Origin of the sequence: Promicromonospora sp. AC04 (assembly GCF_003058225.1) — a bacterium.
Lineage (GTDB): Bacteria > Actinomycetota > Actinomycetes > Actinomycetales > Cellulomonadaceae > Promicromonospora.
The window spans coordinates 148049-172820 of the sequence record NZ_QBUG01000009.1 but is presented as its reverse complement, the minus strand read 5'-3'; the positions used below and the strand labels follow the sequence as shown (position 1 = coordinate 172820).

Sequence of the window (24772 nt, the reverse complement as noted above, 5' to 3'; positions counted from 1 at the left end):
CCCGCCTCCTCAGAGCCCTCGCCGGACGTCGCTACCAGGCATCGGTGCTGGTGGTCGTCCCGCCAGTGGTGAGAGGCAGAGTACAGGCGATCAGCGCAGACCGGTGGGCCGCTCCAGGGCGAGCTGGATGAGCTCGTCGATCAGCTCCGGATAGCTCACCCCCGAGGCCTCCCACATGCGCGGATACATCGAGAACGGCGTGAAGCCCGGCATCGTGTTGATCTCGTTGACCACCACCTCGCCGTCGGGCGTCACGAACACGTCCACGCGCGCCAGCCCCTCTGCGCCCACGGCCTCGAACGTCCGCACGGCGATCTCCTGGACCTCCTTGGTGACGTGGTCCGGCAGGTCGGCCGGGCAGGTGAGCTCCACCGCCGACTCGTCGAAGTACTTGGCCTCGTAGTCGAAGAAGCGGTTCTCGGTCTCGTCGGTGACCACTATCTCGCCCGGCAGGGACGCGCGCGGGCGCCCCCCGCCGCGACCGCCGAGCACCGCGCACTCGATCTCCCTGCCGACGACGGCGGCCTCGACCATCACCTTGGGGTCGTGCCTGCGCGCCTCCTCGACGGCCGCGGGCAGGTCGTCCAGCGAGTCCACCCGGGAGACGCCGAGCGACGACCCGGCCCGCGCCGGCTTGACGAACAGCGGCAGCCCCAGCGGCTCGATGACCTGCAGGACGACGTCGCGGCGGGCGTCCCAGTCGCCCGGCTTGATCACCGTGTACCGGCCGATCGGCAGGCCCTGCGCGGCGAAGATCATCTTCATGAAGTGCTTGTCCATGCCGACAGCGGACGCCAGCACGCCGGACCCGACGTACCGCGCGTCGGCGAGCTCGAGCAGGCCCTGGACGGTCCCGTCCTCGCCGTACGGCCCGTGCAGCAGGGGGAACACGACGTCGACGTCGCTCAGGACCGCCGGCACGCGGCCCGGCTCCAGCACGCGCAGGCCGGCGTCGCCCACGGTCAGCGGGAGCACCACCTCGGCGTCGGACGCGGGGACCTCGGGGGCCTTGCCGTCGGTGATGACCCAGCGCTCGGGCTCGTCGGCGGCGACCACCCAGCGCCCGTTCGGGTTGATGCCCACGGGCACCACCTCGTACTTCGAGCGGTCGATGGCGCCCAGCACACCACCGGCGGTGGCGACGGAGATCCCGTGCTCGCCGGAGCGGCCGCCGAACAGGATCACGACGCGCGTCCTGGCGGCGCGCGTCCCGTCGGCGGCGACCGGCGCCGGCACGAGGCTCGTCGAGTCCCCGGCGGAGGCTGGTTCAGGTGTGTGGTGCGACATCGCGCTCGACACTACCGGAACCAGCCCCGGGCCGATCAGGCGGGGGTTGCCCTGAGGTCCTTGCGCAGGATCTTCCCCGACGCCGACTTCGGCACCGCCTCGATGAACTCCACGGCGCGCACCTTCTTGTACGGGGACACCTGCTCGGCGACGAACGCGATGACCTCGTCCTCGGTCAGCGACTCCCCGGGCGCCGGCACGACGAACGCCTTCGGGATCTCGCCCGCCTCCTCGTCGGGCAGGCCGATCACCGCGACGTCCGCGATCTTCGGGTGGGACAGCAGGAGCGCCTCCAGCTCCGCCGGCGGCACCTGGTAGCCCTTGTACTTGATGAGTTCCTTGAGCCGGTCCACCACCTGGAACACACCGTCGGCGTCGACCGTGACGATGTCGCCGGTGTGCATGAACCCGTCCGGTTCGAGCGTGTCCGCTGTCGCCTCGGGGTTGCGGAGGTAACCGACCATCACGTTCGGCCCGCGGCACAGCAGCTCGCCCGGGGCCGAGACGCCCTCGGCCGGCTGCTCGATCTCCGCGCCGGTCGCCGGGTCGACGATCCTGGCCTCCATGTTGGCCACGAGCAGCCCCACCGAACCGGACGGGATGTCCGTGCGGTCGATCGGGATGCAGTGCGAGACCGGCGACATCTCGGTCATGCCGTAGCCCTGCAGCACCCGCACGCCGCCGAGCCGGTCGCGCACGGCCTGGGCGAGCTTCTCGTCGAACGGCGCCGCGCCGGACAGCACGGCCCGCACGCTGGAGACGTCGTAGGAGTCGACCAGCGGATGCTTCGCGAGCGCGAGCGCGATGGGCGGCGCGACGAACAGGAACGTCGCCCGGTGCTCCTGGATCACCCCGAGGTACTGCGCCAGGTCGAACCGGGGCAGCGTCACGAGCCTCGCCCGGGTGCGCAGGGCCAGGTTGAGCAGCACGGTCATCCCGTAGATGTGGAAGAAGGGCAGGACGCACGGCACGACGTCGTCGGGCCCGACGCCGATCGCGAGGGACTGCGCCACGTTCGCCACCAGGTTGGTGTGCGTCAGCATGACGCCCTTGGGGCGGCCCGTCGTGCCCGACGAGTACGGCAGCACCGCGAGGTGCGTCGCCGGGTCGAACGAGACGTCCGGGGCCGGGTGCGGCTCGGCCAGCAGGTCGGCCAGGGACGTGTAGCCCGGGGCCACCTCGGCGCCGCCGTCGAGCACCACCATCTGCTCCTCGGCGAGGCCTGCGCCCTTGGCCCCGGCCTCGCTCGCCGCGAGCAGCGGCGAGACGGTGATCATCAGCCGCGCGCCGGAGTCGACCAGCTGCTTGGTGATCTCCGGGGCGCTGGCCAGGGCGTTGACGGTGGTCACTGTCACCCCGGCGTGCAGCAGGCCGTGAAAGACCGTCACGTAGGCGGGCACGTTCGGCGCGTGCAGGGCGACGACGTCGCCCACCCCGAGACCCCGCGCCGCGACGGCGCCCGCCACGGCGTCGATCTGCGCGAGCAGGGAGCGGAACGTCGTCTCCGCCCCGCTGACGCCGTCGACCACCACCACGCGGTCCAGCTCGTCGTCGGTGATGCCGCCGAACAGGTACTCGTGAACGCTGACGGACGGGATCTCCACGTCGGGCAGCGGGCTCCGGACAACCATCGTTGGTCTCCTTCGTTCGGTCGCATTCGTTCGGTCGCCGAACCCCCATTGGTCCGGCGCAAGAGCATTGTGGCGTCACAGTGCTCCGAAACGCACGGGTCACCCTCGGGTCAGGCACGGAAGGCCGCGAGCAGGACCGGCACCAGCCTGCCCCACGACGGCGCCGCCGCGAAGCGGGTCAGCTGCCGGCCCGTGTCCGTCGCGCTCCGCGAGCCGCTGAACCACGGCGGCTTCGGGAAGAGCGAGAGCTCGCCGTGCAGCACGCTGCGCGGGAACGCGCGGAACGGCCCGGTCAGGACGCTGCGCTCGGGCTCGGACAGCAGGTGCCCGTTGTGCACGACGTCGATGCCGGAGCCGACGTCGGCCACCGTGTGCCCCGGGAACGCGCCCCACGTGGCGCCCGACAGGAGGAAGCCGACGCCCGTCCACGCGTTGATCGCGATGTTGCCGTACCGCAGGTCGGCGATCGCGCCGTCGAACGCGGCACCCATCGCCCTGCGGTCCCTCGGCCGCACCACGACGTTGGCACCCAGCGTCCCGTACAGGGAGTCGTTGGCGAAGCCGACGGCGGCGCGCAGGAACTGGGCACCCTCGCCGGGCAGCTGCGTCCACGCCAGCACGGGCGCGAAGTACTCGTCGGTGCAGGCCGGGTCGTCCGGGGCGACCTCCATCAGAATCCGGCCGGCCAGGTGCTCGGCGCCCGGGTGGGCGTCGTTCGCCCGAGCGACCTTCGCGTCGGTGCCCGGGTACCACGGGTCGCGGGCCGGCATCCTCGCCAGCGCGCGGCGCAGCTCGGCGAGGAACGCGTCCTTCTGCGCCCAGTCCGCCGACAGCACGACCAGCTGGCCCGCTATGCAGTTGTGGCCCGCGTTGTGCAGGCGCATGGAGACCAGGTGCTCGGCCTGGAACCGCAGGTCGGCGGCGCTCCACCGGCCGGGCACCACGATCATCGGCGCGACGCCGCCCAGCTCGCTCGTGATCGGCACCCGCAGCCTGGGCTCGTTCGCCGCCCGACGCCGCTCGGCCTCCTCTCCCGTGCCCCACACGATGGCGTCGTGCGTGACCGCGGAGCCGGTGATGTGCACCTTGTCGATACCGCTGTGCTGCGTGAGGTAGGCCCCGACGGCGCCGTCGCCGTTGACGATCCGGACCACGCCGGCCTCGATCAGGGGCGCGAGCGCCCTGCGGTACACCCCGAGCAGCGCGCCGAACGTGGGGTTGAGCTTCACGAGGGACGCGCGGTTGTGCGCGACGAGCTCGTAGAACGCGTCCAGCGGCGCGATAGACGAGATGTTGCCCGCGCCCAGCACCAGCCCGACACCGCCGTGCTCGCCCACCTTGGCCGCACCCAGGCCCGCCTCGCTGCGCACTCGCTGCTCGGTCACGCCCGGCGGCATCCAGACCTCGGCCTTGAAGCCGTTGAACAGCACCCACTCCTTGGCGGTGCGCGGCAGCACCCGCACCGCCACGCGGTTGCCAGGGGCAGCGCCGAAGCCGAGCCCGTCGACCGGTGACCTGCCTGCCGCGAGCGCCTCGTAGGACCGCGCGTAGGTGGCCGCGCTCTCCAGCGCGCCGTACGGCCCGGTCATCCACTCCTCGCCCGCGTACGGGGCGGACGGTGCGACTTGCTTGGCCTCGGCGGCCGCCGTCGCCCACTCCTCGGCGACCCCGGCGATCGACGCGTGGACCTTGCGGAACAGCGCTCCCCTGTCCGCGACGGGCAGCTGCGCCCACCGCTCCGCGCCGACCTTGAGCTCCTCGACCGCCCGGTCGAGCTCGCGCTCCGTGGTGGCCTGCGTGTCCGTCACGCTCATCAGCTGTCTCCTTCGACCGCACTACGTCCGACTGCCAGGCCTCACTGACCGGCACTGCAATAACCTCGGGCCCAGCCTATGGGTCGGCGGCGGTCCGGGGCGAGACCCGGTCCCAGTCCCAATGCAACTTGACATCTCGACCTTCAGTGCACAACGGGCCTGCCGCCGTTACGCTGCCTGGTATGTCGGACATCGTCGCGACTGGACGTCATGACCTCCGCGATGCGCTCGACTTGTTGAGCGAGCAGATCGCCGACGGCATCCTGCACGCCGAGCCGGTCTACCGCGAGACGCGGCTCCCGGCCGCCGTCGTCCAGCCCCTGGTCCGGGCCAACGTGGCGGAGATTCTCGCCGCCCTCGCCGGTGAGACGTCGTCGCTCGCACCGGCTCGGGAGACCGGCCGGGTCACGGCTGCCGAGGGCCTGCCGCTGGACCTGCTGCAGCACGCCTACCGGCTGGCCGGCCTGCGCATCTGGGAGGAGCTCGCCCGGCGGCTGCGCAACCAGACCGACACCACCGCCCTGCTGCGCGCCTCTTCGCGGGTCTGGTCCGCGATCGACCGTTCGTCGAACGTCGCGGTGCGGACCCACCTGGAGGCCGCCGCCGGCCTCGGCGAGAACATGGCCCGCACCGAGCTCCTGCGCGGGGTCCTCACCGGGGCCGTGCACGACCTCGAGACCGCGCGGCGCGCGCTCGGCCTGCCCGCCGACGTGATGCTGGTGGTCGCGATCACGGTCCCCGGCACACCGCTGATCCCGTCGCCGATCCTGACGGCGATCCCGCGGCCTGCCCCGACCCAGGGCACGGCGCCCGTCCGGCGCGACGGCGGGGCCGGCGTCGGGCCGCCCGACGCCGACGCCGCCCCCGGTCCCGTGCAGGTGACCACGCGCTGGCTGACCCACAACGGCGACCGGCTGACGCTGGTGACCGCGCCCACCTCGGAGGACGCCCACGACGCGCTGGCCGATCTCGCCACGCACGCCCGGACCGGCGCCAGCCGCCCGTTCACGAACCTCGCCGACGCACCCGCCGCCCTGGCCCAGGCGCGCACCGCGGTGCGGTCCCTGCCCCTGGGGCGGGTCGGGCTCTCCCGCTACGGGGACCACCCGCTGGACGCCCTGCTGGCGGCCGACGACGAACGCGCCGCCGAGCTCGCCACCGCCGTCCTCAGCGGGCTCAAGGACCGCGACCCCCGGGACGAGGAGCTGCTGCTCGGCACCCTCGAGGCGTGGTTCGAGCACGGCGGGTCCGGCACCAGGGCCGCCGCGGCGCTGCACTGCCACCGGAACACCGTGCTGAACCGGCTGGCGCGCGTCGCCGACCTGACCGGCCGCGACATCACCGACCCGCGCGCCGCCGCCGAGCTGTACGCGGCGGTGCGCGCCCGCCGCCTCCGGCCGGCCCCCGTCGGCGCGGTTCGCCCTACCGCACTTCCCGCCGCACATCCCACCACAAACCAGACCCATCGGGATCCTTCCCCGGGTTAACCTCGTGGCGTGACTCACCTCCTGTCCGACGAGCTGCTGGCCGGCCTGCGCGAGCGTGCCGCCGACAACGACCGCGACAACGCCTTCTTCGTCGAGGACCTCGCCGACCTCCAGGCCGTCGGCTACCTCGCCGCGATGGTGCCAGCGGCCTTCGGCGGCGCGGGGCTCACCCTGCGCGAGACCGCCCACGAACAGGCCCGGATGGCCGCGCACGCGCCCGCCACGGCGCTGGCCGTGAACATGCACCACGTGTGGGTCGGCGTCGGCCGCTACCTGCACGAACGCGGTGACTCCTCGCTGGACTGGCTGCTGGAGGAGGCGGCGTCGGGCGAGGTGTTCGGCTTCGGCTACTCGGAGCCGGGCAACGACCTGGTGCTGCTCGGCTCGCGCACGGAGGCACGGCCCGACGGCGCCGGCGGGTACTCGTTCCACGGCACCAAGATCTTCACGTCCAACTCCCCCGCCTGGACGCGCCTTGGCGTGCTGGGGCTCGACTCGTCGGGCGGCGGCCACCCCGGAAGGGGCCGCGAGCCGCGGCTCGTGCACGCGTTCGTCACGCGCGACGGCGGCGGGTTCGAGATCCTCGACGACTGGGACACGATCGGCATGCGCGCCTCCCAGTCGCGGTCCACGGTGCTCGACGGCGCCCATGCGCCCGCCGACCGGGTGCTGCGCCTGCTGCCGCCCGGGCCGTCGCTGGACCCGTACGTCCTGGGCATCTTCACGTCGTTCGAGGTGCTGCTCGCCTCGGTGTACGCGGGAATCGCGGACCGGGCGCTGGAGCTCGCCGTCGAGGCCGCCGGGAAGCGCACGTCGATGAAGACCGGCAAGGCGTACTCGCAGGACCCCGACGTCCGGCGCCGCATCGCCGACATGGCGCTGGCGCAGGACAGCGTCTGGCTCCAGCTCGACGGGATCACCCGGGACCTCGACGCGTCGGCGTCGGACCCCACGCTGGACCGTGGCGCGGGCTGGTTCCGGGCGACCGCCGGGCTGAAGGTGCGCGTCACCGAGGCCGCGCGGGAGGTCGTGGACCAGGCGATCCGGGTGGCGGGCGGCTCTACCTACTTCAACCGGTCCGAGCTCGGCCGCCTCTACCGGGACGTGCTCGCGGGAATCTTCCACCCGTCCAGCGACGACGCGGCCCACGCAACGGTAGCCCAGTCCCTCCTGGGCCCGTTGGAATAGCAGCCCTCGCCGGACCCCACCCCGCCGAAGCCTGGCGCCGAACCGCAAGTCACTGGTGACCGAGCCCGCCGAACCGCAAGTCACTGGTGACCGGTTGCGCCGAACCGCAGGTTGACGGTAGCCCCGTCCGCCGAACCGAAACGACACGCCGAATCCGCTCAGCGACATCGGCGTGTCTTGCGGTTCGGCGCCCCCCGCTCACCGGCAACTTGCGGTTCGGCGTCGACGGATCGACCGGCAACTTGCTGTTCGGTTCGACGGACTCGGTCACCGGCAGCTTGCGGGTCGGGCAGCGCGGTCGGGTTCAGGAGCGGAGGGCCTGGTCCAGGTCCGCCCAGAGGTCCTCGACGTCCTCGATGCCGACCGACAGGCGCAGCAGGTCCTCGGGTACCGTCGCCGCCTCGGTACCCCAGCGGCGGCGGCGCTCCAGCATGGACTCCACCCCGCCGAGCGACGTGGCGGGAAGCCACAGGCGCACGGCGTCGACGACGGCGTCGGCGCGCTCGACGGCGTCCGCCCCCGTCCCGGCAGAATCGGCAGCCTCGGCAGAACCGGCAGAACCCGCGGACCCGGCAGCCCCGACAGAACCTGCGGACCCGGCAGAACCGGCAGAACCCGCCGACTCGGCAGAACCGGCAGAACCCGCGGACCCAGCAGAACCTGCGGATCCGGCAGACCCCGCGACCCCGGCTGACCCCGCGACCCCGGGACGCGGCGCCGGCCGGACGCCGAGGATCGCGCCGAAACCGTTCATCTGGGCCTTGGCGCGCTCATGGCCGGGATCGCCGGGCAGGGAGGGGTGCCGCACCTCGGCGACCTCGGGATGCTCCGCGAGACGCCGGGCGAGCTCGGCCGCGTTCGCCTGGGCGCGCTCGAAGCGCAGGGCCAGGGTGCGCAGGCCGCGCAGGGCGAGCCACACCTCGAACGGTCCGGCGATCGCGCCGTGCAGCGTGCGGTGCTCGCGCAGGGTGGCGGCCAGGGCGGCGTCGCGCGTCACGAGCGCACCCAGGACGACGTCGGAGTGGCCGGCCAGGTACTTCGTGACGGAGTGGAGCACGATGTCGGCGCCGTGCTCCAGCGGCCGCTGACCCAGCGGCGTCGCGAACGTGTTGTCCACCACCGAGCGCACCCCGCGCTCCCGCGCCGCGGCCAGCACCGCCGGCAGGTCCGCGACCTCCAGCATGGGGTTGGTGGGCGACTCGGCGAGCAGCAGGTCGGCGCCGTCCAGGGCCGCGACCACGGCGTCGGTGTCCGCGATGTCGACGTGCCGCAGGGTCACCCCGTGCCGGTCCCTGATCTGGTCGGCGAGCACCATGCCCGCCTGGTAGGCGTGCCGCGGCAGCACGATCGTGCCGCCGTCGGGCACCAGGGAGAAGACGGCGGCGATCGCCGCCATGCCCGAGCCGAAGACGATCCCTTCGCCGCGGGCCGTTCCGCCGTCGGCCCCACCGTCGCTGCCGGCGGCCCCGCCATCGCCGTCGGCGGTCCCGCCATCGCCGCCGGCAGCCCCGCCGTCGCCGCACTCCAGCGCGACGAGCGCCGCCTCGAACGGGTGCCACGCGTCGTTGTCGCCGCGCGCGTACGACAGCTCGCCGGGCGTGATCACGCCGCGCGAGACGTACGTCGAGTTCATTGGGACGGACGGGTTCACGTGCCCGCCCTGCTCACGGTCGGGGCGTCCGGCAGTGACGACGACGGTGGCGGGCGAAAGCGCGGACGGCGCACGGTGCTCAGGGGTGGTGCTCATGGGCGCGAGAATACGTCCGCGCGAGCGCCCGGGCCGCAGCCGTCCCGGAGCGTGGCCTGGACCTCCTGGCCTCCGGAGCCGACGCGGCCGGGCCGAGCCGGGCCTCGCCCGCGCGCCAGGCACCCCGCCCACCGCCGGGGACCTCAGGCCGCGACCTCGCTCCCCTGCTTGACCCGCCGGATCACCAGCGACATGAGCGCGGCCCCCGCGCACAGGGCGCCCGCGCCGTACCAGACGGCGTCGTACGAGCCGGTCATGTCCCGGACCAGGCCGCCCGCGAACGCCACGATCCCCGCCCCGACCTGGTGCGCGGCGAGCACCCAGCCGAACACGATCGGCGCGTCCTCGCCGTAGAACTCGCGACACAGGGCGAGCGTGGGCGGCACGGTCGCCACCCAGTCCAGCCCGTAGAACACGATGAAGAAGATCATCGGCATCTCGACGAACGGAGCCATGAGCGACGGCAGGAACAGCAGCGAGACGCCGCGCAGCGTGTAGTAGACGCCCAGCAGGACGCGGGGCGAGTAGCGGTCGGTCAGAAAGCCCGACCCGATGGTGCCGATCACGTCCACGACCCCGATCACGGCGAGCAGGCTCGCGGCCACGGTCATCGGCATGCCGTGGTCGTGCGCGCCGGGCACGAAGTGGGTGCGGACCAGCCCGTTCGTCGTCGCGCCGCAGATGGCGAACGCGCCCGCCAGGAGCCAGAACGGGCCGGTGCGGGCGGCGTCGAACAGGGCGGTGACCGCGCGCCGGGCCGCACCGCGGGCCGGCGCGGGCTTGGGGGCGTACTCGCCGCCGTAGGGCGCGAGCCCCATGTCCGCAGGGTGGTCGCGCAGCAGGAAGAGCACGAGCGGGATCGCCACGAGCGCGGCGATGGCAACCGTGACCGACGCCGGCCGCCAGCCCTGGTTCTCGACGATCCACGCGAGCAGCGGCAGGAAAACGAGCTGGCCCGACGCCGTCGCCGCCGTCAGCACGCCGCTGACCAGGCCGCGCCGGGCCACGAACCAGCGCCCGGTCACCGTCGCGGTGAAGGCGAGCGCCATGCTGCCGCTCCCCACCCCGACCAGGACCCCCCAGCCGAGCACGAACTGCCACGGCTCCGACATCCACACCGTCGACAGTGCCCCGCCGGTGATGACGACCAGCGCAGCGGTGACGACGGGCCGCATGCCGAACCGGTCCATGAGCGCGGCGGCGAACGGCGCCGTCAGCCCGTACAGGACTACCTGCAGGCCGATGCCGAAGCCGATGGTCGCGCGCGACCAGCCGAGCTCCGCGTTCAGCGGGTCCACGAACAGGCCTGGAGCCGCGGTGAACGCGGCGGCGCACATGACGGTCACGAAGCTGACCAGGGCCACCCACCAGGCGGGGTGGATGCGCGGGGTGGGGCGGCGGGGGTCCGACGGCGGGGCCGACGTGCCCTCGGCGTCGGGCACTGGGGTGCTGAGCTGCGTCATGGGCTCAGCCTGCTGGAGCGGCGCGATCGGGGACAGTGACCGGAAGGTCACGGTGCAATAGGATCGGGCCATGGCCCGATCACTCACAGCTCCACCGGCACCCGTCCCGCACCGTGTCGTCGTGCTGATCGTCGACGGGTTCATCCCGTTCGAGCTCGGGATCGCGCACCGCATCTTCGGCACGGCGCGCGACGCCGAGCGCCGGCCCCTCTACGAGGTAGTGACCTGCACGGCCGGCAAACCCGGCGCCGTGCAGTCCGACTCGGACGTGGTGGTCCAGGTGGCTAACGGCCCCGAGGCCCTGGAGACGGCGGACACGGTGGTCGTCCCCGCGTCGCACGAGTTCGGGCCGGTGTACGACGAGGGCCGCCTCACCCCGGAGCTCGAGGACGCCTTCCGGCGCATCCGGCCGGGCACGCGGCTCATGTCGATCTGCATCGGCGCCTTCGCGCTCGCCGCCGCCGGGATCCTCGACGGCCGCCCGGCCACCACGCACTGGAGCTCTGCCGAGCACTTCCATAGCCTCTTTCCCCAGGTCAAGCTGGACTCAGGTGTGCTGTACACGGACGACGGCGACGTGCTCACCGCGGCGGGCGTCGCCTCCGGGATCGACCTGTGCCTGCACGTGGTGCGGCGTGATCACGGCGCCGCGATCGCGCTCGACGTCGCCCGCCGCACAGTGGTGCCCCCGCACCGGGACGGCGGCCAGGCGCAGTACATCGCGCGCCCCCTGCCCGACGCCGACGGGCCCGGTACCGCCGCGACTCGCGCCTGGGCCGCGGAACGGCTGGCCGAGCCCGTCACGCTGGCCGCAATGGCCCGGCACGCCGCGATGTCGGTGCGGACGTTCACCCGCCGGTTCCGCGACGAGACCGGCGAGAGCCCCGGCCAGTGGCTCCTGAGGCAGCGGGTCGAGCATGCGCGGACCCTGCTGGAGTCCTCCGACCTCTCGGTGGAGCAGGTGGCGCAACGGTGCGGTTTCGGGACGGCGCAGTCGCTGCGCGCGCACGTCCAGGCGACCCTCGGCGTGACGCCGTCGGCCTACCGCAGGACGTTCCGCGCCGCGGCCTGAACGCCGACACGGCGACCCGGATCACGTATCCGGTGCCGTTCGCCAAGGGGACCAGACAAGGCGAACGGCTAAGTTGCGGGTCGGCGCCGCCCGTGGCCTTTCGTGTCCGCGTAGCCCTTGATCGGACTAATCTCGAACCATGCGGACGCAACGGAGAACGACCACGTTCATGCAGGCCGGGGTACTGCTCGCCGCACTGCTCCTGGCCGGGTGCACCTTGGGTGGCGACGAGCACGCCAACGACGGATTGCCCGGCGAGTCGAGCCCCGCGCCGATCGTCTCGGAGCCTGCCGAGCCGACGCCGTCGGACACGAAAGCCACCGAGGATCCGGAGACGGGCGACGACACACCCGAGCCGGCCGCCACGGCGACCGAGGCCGCCCCGGGCCCGCCCTTCGCGGCGAACACGGAGCCCGACACGGCCGAGCCCACGGGCGCGGGCGAGACCTTCCTCTCCGTCACGGACGTGCGCGCCGCCAGGCACGACGGCTACGACCGCGTCGTGTTCGACCTCGACGGCAAGGGCAGCGGCAAGCCGGGCTGGCGCGTCGAGTACGTGGACAAGGCGACCGACGACGGCTCCGGGCACGCCGTCGCGGTCGACGGCGACGCGATCCTGCGCGTGTCGCTGTCGGGCACGGCGGCCCCGACGGACAGCGGCGTCGAGGAGTTCGCGGGCGACCGCATCGAGCCCGCCGACACGGAGACGATCGACGAGATCGTGTACCGCTACTGGTTCGAGGGGTACACGACGGCGTTCATCGGGGTGGACGAGACCGAGCACCCGTTCCGCGTGTTCCTCCTGGAGAACCCGACGCGCGTCGTGGTCGACATCCAGCACTGACCGGCCACGCCTGCGGCGGGCGCAGCGTGCCGGATGACCGGTCAGCTCGACCGGTCACCAGGGCAGCCGCTCAGCCGGCGACCTCCGACTTCTGGGGCCGCGAGAACAGCGTGGCCGCGAGGTCGGACAGGGGAAGCCTGCCCGCCAGCACCTCGACCACGCCCTCCGTGATCGGCATCTCGACTCCGTGCGCCCGCGCCAGCTCGAGCACCGACTCCGACGACTTGACGCCCTCGGCCGTGCCGCCGGTCGCCTTGATGGCCTCTGCGACGGTGAGTCCCTCACCGAAGTGCTTGCCGAGCCGGTGGTTGCGCGACAGCGGCGACGCGCACGTCGCGATCAGGTCGCCCATTCCGGCCAGCCCGGAGAACGTGGCGGCGTCGGCCCCCAGCGCGAGGCCGAGGCGCGTGATCTCCACGAGGCCGCGGGTGATGAGCGTCGCGATCGTGTTCCAGCCGAACCCGCGGCCCTGCGCCATGCCCGCAGCTAGCGCGATGATGTTCTTCACCGCGCCGCACAGCTCGACGCCCACGACGTCGGTGTTCGTGTAGGGGCGGAAGTAGCTGGTCACGCACGCGGACGCGACGAGCTGGGCCGTGGCCTCGCTGCGCGAGGCGACGACGGTCGCCGTCGGCTGCCGCTGCGCGATCTCCGGAGCCAGGTTGGGGCCCGAGACGATGGCGACGCGCTCGTCGGGCAGGTCCAGCACCTCGGCCATGACCTGGCTCATGCGCTTGTCCGTGCCGAGCTCCACGCCCTTCATCAGGGAGACGAAGACCGCGTCCGGCGTCGCCAGCTCGCGCACCAGGTCCTTCATCGACTCCAGGGTCGCGCGCGCCACCTGGGACGGCACCGACACGACCACTATCGACGCGCCCCGCAGGGCGACGGCCGGGTCGATGGTGCCGTGCATCGCGGGCAGCTGCACGCCCGGCAGGTACTTCTCGTTGCGGTGCTTCCGGTCGACGGCGTCGAGCACGTCGGCGTCGCGGCCCCACAGGGTGACGTCGCACCCGGCGTCGGCCAGGACCATCGCGAACGTGGTGCCCATCGAGCCTGCACCGAGCACTGCGACCTTGGGCTGCGCTGCGGGGGTCTGCTCCGGCTGTGCTTGCTCCGGCTGCGTCTGCTCTGCCGGGGCGCTCACGGGCGCTCCACCGGCGGGTAGTTCGTCATCTTGGCCTCGTACTCGGGGTGCTTGCGCAGGTCGAAGCGCGGCTTGGGCGCGACCTCCCCGCGGATCTGCTCCAGCTCGGCGGTGATGGCGTCCATGATGCGGCTCGTGGCCTCGCGGAGCGTGGCGGTGTCCTGCGGCCGGTCGTAGAGGTCGCTCAGGTCCACGGGCGGGCCGGTCTGGATGGTCACCTTCTTGCGCGGGAACGGCTTGAGCACGCGGCTGTACCGGCCGAGGATCTCCGTGACGCCCCACTGCGCGACCGGCAGCACCGGCAGGCGCGTCGTCAGCGCGATGCGGGCCACGCCCGTCTTGCCCTCCATCGGCCAGTAGTCGGGGTCCCGTGTCAGCGTTCCCTCCGGCAGGATCGCCACGCAGGCGCCGTCGCCGAGCTGGCTCGCGGCGTCCTTCAGCGACTCGGCGGACTTCGTGGAGTCGCGGTCCACCGGGATCATCTTGGTGCCCCGCAGCGCCCACCCCGTCAGCGGCGAGTCGAACAGGCCGCGCTTGGCCAGGATGCGGGGCTCACGGCCCATGTCGAAGAGGTAGTGCGCCAGCGTCAGCGCGTCGAGCTCCGTGACGTGGTTGGCCGCGGCAATGAACCCGCCCTTGGCCGGGAAGTTCTCGCCGCCCTTCCACTCGTACTTGCACAGCGCGAACATGAGGTTCCGCACGATGAACGCGACGAAGCGATACATGCGTGACTCAGGGCGTGGGATGGACACGGCCGAAAGAATACTCGGCCGAACCGCGAACCCCTGCCCCCGCCTGACGTGTCAGACGCTCAGGTCACGGGGGGAGTGACCTGAGCGTCTGACACGCACGAGGGAAGAAACCTCAGCCGCGGACGACCTCGGCGCCCAGCGCCTCCAGCTTGTCCTGGAAGTTCTCGTAGCCGCGGTCGATCAGGCCGATGCCGCGCACCGTCGACTGGCCCTTGGCGGCCAGCGCCGCGATGAGGTGGCTGAACCCGCCGCGCAGGTCCGGGACCTCGATGTCCGCCGCGGAGAGCGGCGTCGGGCCGGAGACGACGGCGGAGTGGTGGAAGTTGCGCTGGCCGAACCGGCAGTCGCGACCGCCCAGGCACTCCTTGTAGACCTGGATCGTGGCGCCCATCTTGCGCAGCGCGTCGGTGAAGCCGAAGCGGTTCTCGTACACGGTCTCGTGCACGATGGACAGGCCGGTGGCCTGCGTGAGCGCGACGACGAGCGGCTGCTGCCAGTCGGTCATGAAGCCCGGGTGGACGTCGGTCTCCAGCACGATGGACTTGAGGTCGCCGCCGGCGTGCCAGAAGCGGATGCCGTCGTCCTGCACCTCGAACCGGCCGCCGACCTTCCGGAAGGTGTTGAGGAACGTCATCATCTCGGGCTGCGTGGCGCCCTTGACGGTGATGTCGCCGCCCGTGGCCAGGGCCGCCGAGGCCCAGGACGCGGTCTCGATCCGGTCGTTCAGGGCGGTGTGGCTGTACCCCTCGAGGCGGTCGACGCCCTCGATGCGGATCACGCGGTCGGTGTCGACCGAGATGATGGCGCCCATCTTCTGCAGCACCGCGATGAGGTCCATGATCTCGGGCTCGATCGCCGCGCCCGAGAGCTCGGTGATGCCGTCGGCGCGGACCGCCGTCAGGAGCGTCTGCTCCGTGGCGCCCACCGACGGGTAGGGCAGCGAGATCTTGGTGCCCTGCAGGCGGCGCGGCGCCCGCAGGTGGATGCCGTTGGGCCGCTTGTCCACGACGGCGCCGAACTGGCGCAGGATGTCGAGGTGGTAGTTGATCGGGCGGTCGCCGATGCGGCAGCCGCCCAGGTCCGGGATGAACGCCTCGCCGAGGCGGTGCAGCAGCGGCCCGCAGAACAGGATCGGGATGCGGCTGGAGCCGGCGTGGGCGTCGATGTCTGCCACGTGGGCGGACTCGACGTTGGACGGGTCGAGGTCCAGGATGCCGGCGTCGGTGTCGTACTTGACGTTCACGCCGTGCAGGTCCAGGAGCCCCGAGACGACCTTGACGTCACGGATCTGCGGGACGTTCCGCAGCACGCTCGGGGTCTCCCCCAGCAAGGAAGCCACCATGGACTTCGACACGAAGTTCTTTGCGCCTCGAACGGTGATGGTCCCGTTCAACGGGTTGCCGCCGTTCACATACAGCAGATCGTTCATATCCTCGTCGTCGTCTCGTTCGTTCCGATGATGGATTTCCGATAGCGGAGCTTGCGTTGGCGGCTCTGGGCGCCCGGTCGATCCTGCCCCCCACCGCCGGTCGTGCCAACACGTGGAGCGGCGGGAGTATTCACCGTTCACTACACCTTCACTCGCGACGCACCCTGCCGCAGTTCGACACGCCGCTCCCGCACAGGGCCTGCACCTGCCCGCGCGGCGCGAGGGCCGTACCCACGCCATCTCGACGTCGGCAGCCTACGTCAAGCCCCCTCCCAGACTCTGAGACGCGCCTCCCGGATCGCGGACAGATTGCCTAATCTCACCCGCATGAGCACCTCCGCAACGCCGACCGTCGGCACCGCCGACGGCGGGCAGAGCGACGCGCCGGCCGGGAACCCCCGCGGCCGCGTCGTCGTCGCCTCCCTCATCGGTACGTCCATCGAGTTCTACGACTTCTACATCTACGCGACCGCCGCCTCGCTGGTCTTCCCCGCGCTGTTCTTCCCGAACGCCGAGGACCCGACCACGCAGCTCCTGTCGTCGTTCGCCGTGTTCGGCGTCGCCTTCGTGGCGCGGCCCGTCGGCTCGGTGCTGTTCGGGCACTTCGGCGACCGCGTCGGCCGCAAGGCGACCCTCGTCGCCTCGCTGCTCACGATGGGTATCGCGACGATCCTGATCGGCCTCATCCCCGCGGCGGCCACGCCCGGCTGGGCAGTGGCCGCCCCTGCCGTGCTCGTGCTGGCGCGCTTCTGCCAGGGCCTGGGCCTCGGCGGCGAGTGGAGCGGCGCAGCGCTGCTCGCCACGGAGAACGCGCCGCAGGGCAAGCGCGCCATCTACGGAACGTTCCCGCAGCTCGGCGCACCCATCGGTTTCATACTCGCCAACACGGTGTTCATCGCCCTGTCGACCTCTCTGACGCCCGAGCAGTTCGCCGACTGGGGCTGGCGCATCCCGTTCCTCGCGTCCGCGATCCTCGTGATCGTCGGCCTGTGGGTGCGGCTCTCGCTGCTCGAGACGCCCGCCTTCCGCAAGGTGATCGAGGCCGAGGCCGTCACCAGGGTGCCGGTGGCCCGCGTGTTCCGGACGTCGTGGCGGCAGATCGTCTCCGGCACGTTCATCATGCTGGCCACGTACGCGCTGTTCTACCTGATGACGACGTTCACCCTGAACTACGGCGTCGCGCTGACCGAGCCCACCGACGGCTCCCCCGCCGGCCTCGGCTACGAGAAGATCGACTTCCTCTGGATGCTGATCGTGGGCGTCGTGTTCTTCGGCATCTTCACCCTGGTGTCCGGGCCGATGGCGGAGAGGTTCGGCCGTCGCAAGCACCTCATCTGGGTCACGGTGGCGATCGTCGTGTTCGGCGGGCTGTTCGTGCCGCTGTTCGCCGCGGGCCAGATCGGCGTGCAGACCCTGCTGATCGTCGGCTTCACGCTCATGGGCCTCACGTTCGGCCCGATGGCCGCCGTCCTGCCGGAGCTGTTCCCGGCCAACGTCCGGTACACGGGCTCCGGGATCTCGTACAACCTGTCGTCGGTGCTCGGCGCCGCCGTCGCGCCGTTCATCGCGGTGTGGCTCTGGGCCCAGGCCGACGGCTCGCCGGTCCTCGTGGGCGTCTACCTCTCCGCGATGGCGGTGATCACGCTCGTCGCGCTGCTTCTGACCCGCGAGACGCGCGACGTCGAGTACGACGACAACGTAGCGGCCTAGAGTCACCACGTGGGCTTCCTCGATCCGAACGGCGCCGTCCTGGTCACGGACGGCGGCCTGGCCACGGAGCTCGAGGCGCGCGGCCATGATCTCTCGGACCAGCTGTGGTCGGCACGCTTGCTGGCCGACGCCCCCGAGGAGATCATGGCCGCGCACCTGGCGTTCTTCCGGGCCGGAGCGGTGATCGCGACGACGGCGAGCTACCAGGCGTCGTTCGACGGGTTCGCGGCGCACGGTATCGGTCGGGACGACGCCGTGCGGCTGCTGCGGCGCAGCGTCGAGCTGGCCCAGGCGGCCCGCGACGAGATGGCCGAGGACGGGCGGGAGCGCTGGGTGGCGGCCTCGGTCGGCCCCTACGGTGCGGCGCTGGCCGACGGATCGGAGTACCGGGGCCGATACGGGTTGAGCGTGGCCGAGCTGGCGGCGTGGCACCGCCCCCGCCTGGAGGTGCTGGCCGGCGCGAGGCCGGACGTGCTGGCGCTGGAGACCATCCCGGACATGGACGAGGCGGAAGCGCTGATGACCGTGGTTTCCGGGATCGGCCTTCCGGTGTGGCTGACGTACAGCATCGACGGGGACCGCACACGCGCCGGGCAACCGCTGGCCGAGGCGTTCGCGCTCGCACGGGACGTACCCGAGGTCGTGGCGGTGGGCGTCAACTGCTGTGCTCCGTCCGATGTGTCGGCGGCGATCGCCACCGCCGGCGAGGTCACCGGGAAGCCGGTGATCGCCTACCCGAACAGCGGCGAGGGCTGGGACGCCCAGCGACGCACCTGGATCGGGTCGTCGGGGTTTTCCGCTGTGCAGGCACAGCAGTGGGTAGCCGACGGCGCGCGAATAGTGGGCGGATGTTGTCGAGTGAGCCCTGCCGATATCGGCAACATCGCTCGTGCCGTAGCTGGAGCGGGCTAGCTCACCCGTCCTTGGTGGTCAGCCGGGCATAGGCCAATGACATGCCGATCACGAGATAGCACAGCGCCCGGACCGCTCCCTCGGCCAGGCCGTCGAACGACACCGGGTCCCGGATCAGGTCGACGAGGCTGTTCACCGACGTCGGCAGCAGATACGGGTGCAGCCAGTCCAGCGCCGAGAACTGCAGCAGCACCTGGGAGACGATCAGTCCACCGAGCACGCTCACCACCACCAGCATGGGGTGCTCGGTGGACGCCGAGATGGCCAGCGCGACGGCCCCGACCCCCATCAGGTAGACCGTCGACCAAGCGATCGCGAAGGCGAGCCGCCACAACACGTCCCCGACCGACAGCTCCGTCCCGGACATCGACACCAGGCCGTCGGTACCGGCGAGGACGAGCCCCGTCACCAGGCCGGACGTGACGACCAGCGCGGAGGCGACCAGGGCGACGGCGAGCACGCCCACCGACTTCACCACCAGCAGCCGGCCACGGGCCACGGGCGCGAGCAGCCAGCCGCGCAGCGCGCCGGTGGACTGCTCGCCGGCCAGTGCGTCACCGCCCGCCATCGCCACCGTGAGCGGCAGCATGAGTATCAGCAGCGTCATCAGCGAACCTAGCGGCAGCACAAAAGCGCTGGTGGCCATCGTCACGAAGATCGGCGCCTCCCCGCCCGGCCCGATCGGACCGGGGCCGGGCGGAGCGGACGCACCCGGATCCACAGTGAGGTTGACGGCCACGCCCGTGATCACCGGGAGCGCGGCAAGCAGGCCGAGCACGACCAGCGTCCTCGGCCGCCGGAAGATCCACCGGATCTCGGCCCGCAGCAGGCGGACGATCGGGGCCCGGCGCCGGGCGGGCAGCGTCCCCGACAGGGCGGTGTCAGCCGTCGGCAGGGTAGTCATCGCGCCACCTCCGGCTCGTCGGCATCCAGCTCGCCGGCCACGTCACCAACCACCTCGCCGACGTCGTGCGTCAGCCGCGCGAAGGCCTCCTCCAGCCCGGTCCGCTCCCGCCGGGCCTCGTCCACGCCGATGCCGGACCGGACCAGCGTCTCGATCACCCTCGCCGGCGGCGTCGTCGCGACGTCCACCCGCACGCCGTCCGGCGCGAGCCGCGCGGGGATCCGCTGGTCCCGCAGCACCTCCACCGCCCGCGCGCCGTCGGGCGTGGACACGAGCAGCGTGGGGCTGCCGGACTCCAGCAGGTCGTCCAGCGCACCCTGCGCGACGACCACGCCCTCGTTCAGCACGACCACGTGGGTACAGGTCGCCTCGACCTCCGCCAGGAGGTGCGACGAGACGAGCACCGTCACGCCGTTGGCGTGCAGCTCCTCGATGATCCGGCGGACCTCCTGCGTACCGGCCGGGTCGAGGCCGTTCGTCGGCTCGTCCAGCACGACGAGCCTGCGCGGCGCCAGCAGCGCCGAGGCGAGCCCCAGTCGCTGCTTCATACCGAGCGAGTACGCGCGGTACTTCCTCCTGGCCGCGGCCGTGAGGCCTACCCGCTCCAGCGCAGTGGACACGGCGCCGTCCAGCTCGCCGCGGGCCAGCAGCGGCTCGGCGGCGGCGAACCGCAGCAGGTTCTCCCTGCCGGACAGGAACGGGTGGAAACCCGGGCCCTCCACCAGCGCCCCGACGTGCGGCAGCACCCGGTCGGCGGCCCCCGGCACCGGCACGCCCAGCAGCTCGATCTCGCCCTCGGTCGGCTGCACGAGCCCGAGCAGCATCCGAATGGTCGTCGTCTTGCCGGAGCCGTTCGGCCCCAGCATCCCGACGACGGCGCCCTCCGGGACCTCCAGGTCGACGCCGTCCACGGCGACCGTGCCGCGATAGACCTTGCGCAGCCCCCGGGTGCGCGCCGCGAGGGCGGTACCGGAAGCATTCTCCGCCTCCGGTACCGCCACTTCGGCGCGCGCTGTGGTCACTGGCCGTCCAGGGCGTCGACGAGCACCTGCTGCGGCACCGCGCCGGCCGCGAACCGGCCGTCGTCGGTCAGGATGACGCCGCCGACGGTGATCTGGACGTGGGTGCCGGAACCGAACTCGCCCGACACCGGCTCACCGAACTGGCCCAGCAACCCGTCGAGATCCTGCCCGTACTCGGCGGGAGCCTCGGACGGCGCCTCAGCAGGGGCCTCGCCGACCACCACCGCGTCCCAGCCGTCGCCGACCGTCGTCGTGCTCTGCTCGATGTCCTCGGCGCCGGCACGCTCGCCGGCCGCCCGCGCGGCATCGCCTGCGTCGGTGGTCTCGACCTCGGCACCCTCCGGCGGCGTGAACTCGAACAGGCCCGCGTCCTGCGCGCCGACCTCGAACTCGACGAAGCCGAGCGAAAGGACGGGCTCGGACCGGCCGTTGGCGTACACGTCGAACCGCAGCGGGACGCGCGTCTCCTCGTCGATCGCCACCGTGATCTCCCGCAGCAGCGTCTTCTCCGACGGCTTCGGCGTCAGCACGAGCTCGTACGCCGCCCGGTCCGCGACGCGCGCCGTGCCGTCCACGACCATGTCGCTGGTCGGGCGAAGGCGCTCGATGATCTCGGCCGCCGCCTGCGACGGGTCGGCCATCCCGTCAGTCATCCCGTCCGCCGTCCACGCCCCGGCGCGCTCCCGCGCGGCGGCGACGTCGGCGTCGTCCCAGGTGACGTGCTTGGCCGCGTTCTTCTTCGAGTCGTAGGCCCAGGCCTCGTTCGCGTTCTTCACGAACGTCAGCTCGGACGTCCGCCGTTCTACCTGGACCCTGGCGTTCTCCTCGCTGTCGTGGAAGACCCGCACCTCGTCGAAGTCGAGCAGCTCCGCCGCGGACTCCGTGCCTGTCGTCGCGGGCAGCGCGGGCAGCCCGAGCTCGTTCTGCACCTCGGCCACACCCGCGAACGCGGGCGGCTCGGCCGCCAGGGCCGAGGTGACCAGTTCCTCCGCGCCGATCGCGGGCAGCACCGGATCGTCGTCCGCCCCCGCCGGCAGCGCCGTCAGCGCCAGACCCGCGAGCCCGGCGGCGATGCCCGACCCGGCAGCGACCAGCGCCTTCGTCCTCGGCCTCATGTCCCGCTCCTTCGCTCGTGAAACCAGTGTGCTCGATACCTCTGACAATGCCCCCTGCCGGCTGAGATCCCCCTGAGAAGGCGGCGCCGGCTGAGATCATGCTGAGGGCGACCGGAACGCACCCTGGTCGAAGTGCTCTCCCCGTCGGAGTCCTCCCTGTGGAAATGCTCCGCAGCGCCGCCACGTGCGGCATGCTGGCAGGCATGAGACCGCAGATACTCGTGGTCGACGACGAGCCGGGCGTGCGCAAGGCGCTGGACCGCGGCCTGCGCGCCGAGGGGATGGACGTCGCGGTCGCCGCGGACGGGCCGACGGCGCTCCGGCTGGCGCGCACCGGATCGTTCGACGCGATCCTGCTGGACATCATGATCCCCGGCCTGTCCGGGTACCGCGTGCTCCAGGAGCTGCGGTCCGCCGGGGTCGCGACGCCGGTGCTGCTCGTGTCGGCGAAGGACGGCGAGGTGGACCAGGCCGACGGGCTGGACCTCGGCGCCGACGGCTACCTGGTCAAGCCGTTCTCCTTCGTGGTGCTGCTCGCCCAGCTGCGCGCCCTCCTGCGCCGCGCGGCGCCGGGAACCGCGCGCGGCCGGATCCGGCTCGGACCGCTGACCATCGACCGCGGGGCACGCACGGTGCGGTACGACGACGTCGACGTGCCCCTGAGCCCGCGCGAGTACACGCTGCTGGCGGCGCTGGCCACGCGGGCCGGGACCGTGTGGACCAAGCAGGAGCTGCTGGACGAGGTCTGGGGCGACGAGCACGCCGCGACCCGGAACGTCGTCGAGGTGTACATCGGCTACCTGCGTCGCAAGCTGTCCGCCGCCGGTGCCGAGGGCCTGGTGCGGACCGTCCGGGGACACGGGTACCAGCTCGGAGGCGCTGACTAGTGGCGACGTCGTCGGGCGGAAGGTCCGGCGGACAGTCGGGCGGGCGCTGGGCGGGCGTCTCGCTGCGCCTGCGGATCACCGCCCTCGCGACGGCGGTCACGCTGGCCTGCCTGCTGGGTCTGGCGATGGTCGCCGGCCAGGGCCTCGGGCCGCTCCTGACGGACGCGGTGGACGACGAGCTCCAGGCGGCGCTGAGCGGCGCCGCCCGCGACGTCGTCGCCGGCCGGGCGCCCGACTCGCCCGACGGCCTGGAGGTCCGGGTGCTCGACACCGCAGGCGACGCCGTCGGCAACAACGCAGGCGACACAGCAGGCGACACCGCGGGCGGATCCGCCGACGACGGCGCGCCGCCGATCCTGCGACGCGACGAGGTTCGCGCGCTGAAGGCCGGCACCCCGGTCACCGCGGGCGACCGGCAGCCGGTCCGCTGGCACGGCGCCGTCGTCACCGCGCCCGACGGGAGCCAACGGCTCGTGGTCGTCGGGACGGGTCTCGTGGGGCAGCGAGCCGCCAAGGAGTCGGGCAGCCGATGGCTGCTGGGCACCGCGCTCGTCGGGACCGTGGTGGCCGGGGTCGCGATCTGGTTCGCCGTCGGGTCGGCGCTGCTCCCGGTCGCCCGGATGCGCCGGTCCGTCCGCCGTCTCGCACCCGGCGCCCGGGTGGAGGTGCCCGACGCCGCGGCAGGCGAGCTGCGCGCCCTGGCCGACGACTTCAACGTCCTGCTGGACCGGCAGGACGCCGCCATGGAACGACTGCGGCGGTTCACGGGTGACGCGGCGCACGAGCTGCGCTCCCCCGTGGCGTCCATCCGCCTGCAGTCGGAGGTCGCGGTGGCCAACCCCGATCCCCAGCTCTCGCAGGAGGTGCACGCCGACGTCCTCGCCGACGCCGAACGGTTGTCGGCGTTGCTCGACGGGCTGCTGGCGCTGGCGCGGTCGGACGCCGGGGAGCTGCCGCCGGCCGACTCCGTCGACCTGGTCGGCGAGGTACGTGCGGCGGTGGCGCGCGCCGGGGAGCAGCCTGTACCGATAGCGGTCAACGCCATGACCGGCCAGGCCTGGGCGGCCGCGGCGCACACCGAGACCGAGCTCGTCCTCGACAACCTGCTGCGCAACGCCTGCCGGTACACCCGCACGCGGGTGGTGGTGTCGGTCCTCGCGAGCCGGTCCACCGTCCGCGTGCTCGTCGACGACGACGGCCCGGGCGTCCGGCCGGAGCACCGCGCGCAGGTCTTCGACCGCTTCTACCGAGCCTCGGACGACCGCGCGCGGTCCTCCGGCGGCGCCGGCCTCGGCCTGGCACTGGTCGCCGAGCTCGTCCGCCGGCGGGGCGGCCGGGTCGCCGTCGGCGAGTCGCCCGACGGCGGCGCCCGGTTCACCGTCGTCTGGCCCCGGTCCGGCTGAGTACCGGACCGGCCGAGCATCGGGGCTGACACGGCCCGCCGCTCGTAAGGCGCCCGCCACCCCGTAACCTGAACGAATGAACTCACCCGAGGCCCTCGCGGCAGCGCTCGGGGAGGCGCGCTACCTCGCTGACGAGGACCTCGCCACCGTCGTGTACCTTGCCCGGTCCATGGAGCGTCCGCTGCTCCTGGAGGGGGAGCCGGGAACCGGCAAGACAGCGCTCGCCGAGGCGCTGGCCCAGGTCACCGACGCGCCCTTGATCCGGCTGCAGTGCTACGAGGGCATCGACGCGACCCAGGCCCTGTACGACTGGGACTTCGGCCGGCAGATCCTGCACCTGCGGACGCTGGAGGCGGCAGCGGCGTCGTCGGACACGAACGCCCTGGAGGTCGAGGCCACCGAGCGCTCCCTGTTCGACGAGCGCTTCCTCCTGGCCCGGCCCGTCCTCCAGGCGCTGCGGACCACCCCGTCCGTGCTGCTCGTGGACGAGATCGACCGCGCCGACGACGAGTTCGAGGCGTTCCTCCTGGAGGTCCTGTCCGGCTGGACGGTGACGATCCCGGAGCTCGGCACGATCCGCGCGGCGACGCCGCCCACCGTCGTCCTCACGTCGAACCGCACGCGCGAGCTGCACGACGCCCTCAAGCGCCGCTGCCTCTACCACTGGATCGACCACCCCGGCCTGGAGCGCGAGGTCGCGATCGTGCGTGCCCGGCTGCCCGAGGTCGCCGAGGCCCTCGCCCGCCAGGTCGCCGGCTGCGTGCAGCGCCTGCGTGCAGAACCGCTGCTCAAGCCGCCGGGCGTCGCGGAGACGCTCGACTGGGCCCGCGCCCTGGAGCGCCTGGGCGCCACGTCGCTCGACCTCGACGCGGCGTCCCGCACGCTCGGTGCCGTGGTCAAGTACCGCGAGGACACGATCCGCGCCCGCGAGGCGCTGACCCGGATCCTTGGGACCTGA

General features: G+C 72.6%; 20 protein-coding genes. 9 read left to right on the top strand and 11 right to left on the bottom strand.

Annotated features, from left to right (window positions below; genetic code table 11):
* Positions 1-90 precede the first annotated feature (90 nt).
* From C8K30_RS22330 to C8K30_RS22320, 3 genes are all read right to left on the bottom strand, one after another.
* Complete coding sequence (locus C8K30_RS22330; protein ID WP_108495094.1) at positions 91-1287, bottom strand: D-alanine--D-alanine ligase family protein; 1197 nt, start codon at positions 1285-1287, stop codon at positions 91-93.
* A gap of 35 nt (positions 1288-1322) precedes the next feature.
* Positions 1323-2918 (bottom strand): AMP-binding protein, encoded by a 1596-nt coding sequence (locus C8K30_RS22325; protein ID WP_108495093.1) that lies wholly within the window; start codon positions 2916-2918, stop codon positions 1323-1325.
* Between the two features lie 110 nt (positions 2919-3028).
* A complete protein-coding gene (locus C8K30_RS22320; RefSeq protein ID WP_108495092.1) occupies positions 3029-4732 on the bottom strand; it encodes an aldehyde dehydrogenase family protein in 1704 nt (567 codons plus the stop codon).
* Between the two features lie 182 nt (positions 4733-4914).
* On the opposite strand from C8K30_RS22320, the gene C8K30_RS22315 reads away from it, so the two are divergent.
* Both C8K30_RS22315 and C8K30_RS22310 read left to right on the top strand, forming a co-directional pair.
* Positions 4915-6219, top strand: coding sequence for a CdaR family transcriptional regulator (locus C8K30_RS22315; RefSeq protein WP_108495091.1), 1305 nt, complete (start codon positions 4915-4917; stop codon positions 6217-6219).
* A gap of 9 nt (positions 6220-6228) precedes the next feature.
* Positions 6229-7407, top strand: coding sequence for an acyl-CoA dehydrogenase family protein (locus tag C8K30_RS22310; RefSeq protein WP_108495090.1), 1179 nt, complete (start codon positions 6229-6231; stop codon positions 7405-7407).
* A 304-nt stretch (positions 7408-7711) separates the two neighbouring features.
* On the opposite strand, the gene C8K30_RS22300 is transcribed toward C8K30_RS22310, so the two are convergent.
* Positions 7712-9154 (bottom strand): PLP-dependent aspartate aminotransferase family protein, encoded by a 1443-nt coding sequence (locus C8K30_RS22300; RefSeq protein WP_158281098.1) that lies wholly within the window; start codon positions 9152-9154, stop codon positions 7712-7714.
* 143 nt (positions 9155-9297) lie between these two features.
* Complete coding sequence (locus tag C8K30_RS22295; protein ID WP_108495242.1) at positions 9298-10617, bottom strand: MFS transporter; 1320 nt, start codon at positions 10615-10617, stop codon at positions 9298-9300.
* Positions 10618-10687: 70 nt separating this feature from the next.
* Here C8K30_RS22295 and C8K30_RS22290 point away from each other — a divergent pair, with 70 nt between their 5' ends.
* A complete protein-coding gene (locus C8K30_RS22290; RefSeq protein WP_108495089.1) occupies positions 10688-11689 on the top strand; it encodes a GlxA family transcriptional regulator in 1002 nt (333 codons plus the stop codon).
* Between the two features lie 139 nt (positions 11690-11828).
* Complete coding sequence (locus tag C8K30_RS22285) at positions 11829-12533, top strand: hypothetical protein (RefSeq protein ID WP_199230638.1); 705 nt, start codon at positions 11829-11831, stop codon at positions 12531-12533.
* A 70-nt stretch (positions 12534-12603) separates the two neighbouring features.
* Here C8K30_RS22285 and C8K30_RS22280 read toward each other — a convergent pair whose 3' ends face one another.
* The 3 genes from C8K30_RS22280 to murA form a co-directional block, all read right to left on the bottom strand.
* Positions 12604-13680, bottom strand: coding sequence for an NAD(P)H-dependent glycerol-3-phosphate dehydrogenase (locus C8K30_RS22280; protein ID WP_369940845.1), 1077 nt, complete (start codon positions 13678-13680; stop codon positions 12604-12606).
* A complete protein-coding gene (locus C8K30_RS22275) occupies positions 13677-14432 on the bottom strand; it encodes a lysophospholipid acyltransferase family protein (protein ID WP_369940843.1) in 756 nt (251 codons plus the stop codon). Before C8K30_RS22275 ends, C8K30_RS22280 begins: the two co-directional genes overlap by 4 nt.
* Positions 14433-14544: 112 nt before the next feature.
* A complete protein-coding gene (gene murA, locus C8K30_RS22270) occupies positions 14545-15861 on the bottom strand; it encodes a UDP-N-acetylglucosamine 1-carboxyvinyltransferase (protein ID WP_108495087.1) in 1317 nt (438 codons plus the stop codon).
* Between the two features lie 327 nt (positions 15862-16188).
* On the opposite strand from murA, the gene C8K30_RS22265 reads away from it, so the two are divergent.
* On the top strand, positions 16189-17571 hold the full coding sequence (locus tag C8K30_RS22265; protein ID WP_108495086.1) for an MFS transporter: 1383 nt from the start codon (positions 16189-16191) through the stop codon (positions 17569-17571).
* A 9-nt stretch (positions 17572-17580) separates the two neighbouring features.
* Positions 17581-18483, top strand: coding sequence for a homocysteine S-methyltransferase (mmuM, locus tag C8K30_RS22260; protein WP_108495085.1), 903 nt, complete (start codon positions 17581-17583; stop codon positions 18481-18483).
* Between the two features lies 1 nt (position 18484).
* On the opposite strand, the gene C8K30_RS22255 is transcribed toward mmuM, so the two are convergent.
* The 3 genes from C8K30_RS22255 to C8K30_RS22245 are packed head-to-tail and all read right to left on the bottom strand — an operon-like array spanning position 18485 to position 21524.
* The gene (locus tag C8K30_RS22255) at positions 18485-19387 is read right to left on the bottom strand and encodes an ABC transporter permease (protein WP_108495084.1); all 903 of its coding nucleotides are present in this window, start codon (positions 19385-19387) and stop codon (positions 18485-18487) included.
* A complete protein-coding gene (locus C8K30_RS22250; RefSeq protein ID WP_233257368.1) occupies positions 19384-20409 on the bottom strand; it encodes an ABC transporter ATP-binding protein in 1026 nt (341 codons plus the stop codon). The genes C8K30_RS22255 and C8K30_RS22250 overlap by 4 nt, the downstream gene beginning before the upstream one ends.
* Positions 20406-21524 (bottom strand): hypothetical protein, encoded by a 1119-nt coding sequence (locus C8K30_RS22245; protein ID WP_108495083.1) that lies wholly within the window; start codon positions 21522-21524, stop codon positions 20406-20408. The genes C8K30_RS22250 and C8K30_RS22245 overlap by 4 nt, the downstream gene beginning before the upstream one ends.
* A gap of 203 nt (positions 21525-21727) precedes the next feature.
* Here C8K30_RS22245 and C8K30_RS22240 point away from each other — a divergent pair, with 203 nt between their 5' ends.
* The 3 genes from C8K30_RS22240 to C8K30_RS22230 all read left to right on the top strand — a co-directional run bounded on the left by C8K30_RS22240 (position 21728) and on the right by C8K30_RS22230 (position 24772).
* The gene (locus C8K30_RS22240; RefSeq protein WP_233257367.1) at positions 21728-22411 is read left to right on the top strand and encodes a response regulator transcription factor; all 684 of its coding nucleotides are present in this window, start codon (positions 21728-21730) and stop codon (positions 22409-22411) included.
* The gene (locus C8K30_RS22235; protein WP_108495082.1) at positions 22411-23814 is read left to right on the top strand and encodes a HAMP domain-containing sensor histidine kinase; all 1404 of its coding nucleotides are present in this window, start codon (positions 22411-22413) and stop codon (positions 23812-23814) included. The genes C8K30_RS22240 and C8K30_RS22235 overlap by 1 nt, the downstream gene beginning before the upstream one ends.
* 76 nt (positions 23815-23890) lie before the next feature.
* Positions 23891-24772, top strand: a complete 882-nt coding sequence (locus C8K30_RS22230; protein WP_108495081.1) for a MoxR family ATPase — start codon at positions 23891-23893, stop codon at positions 24770-24772.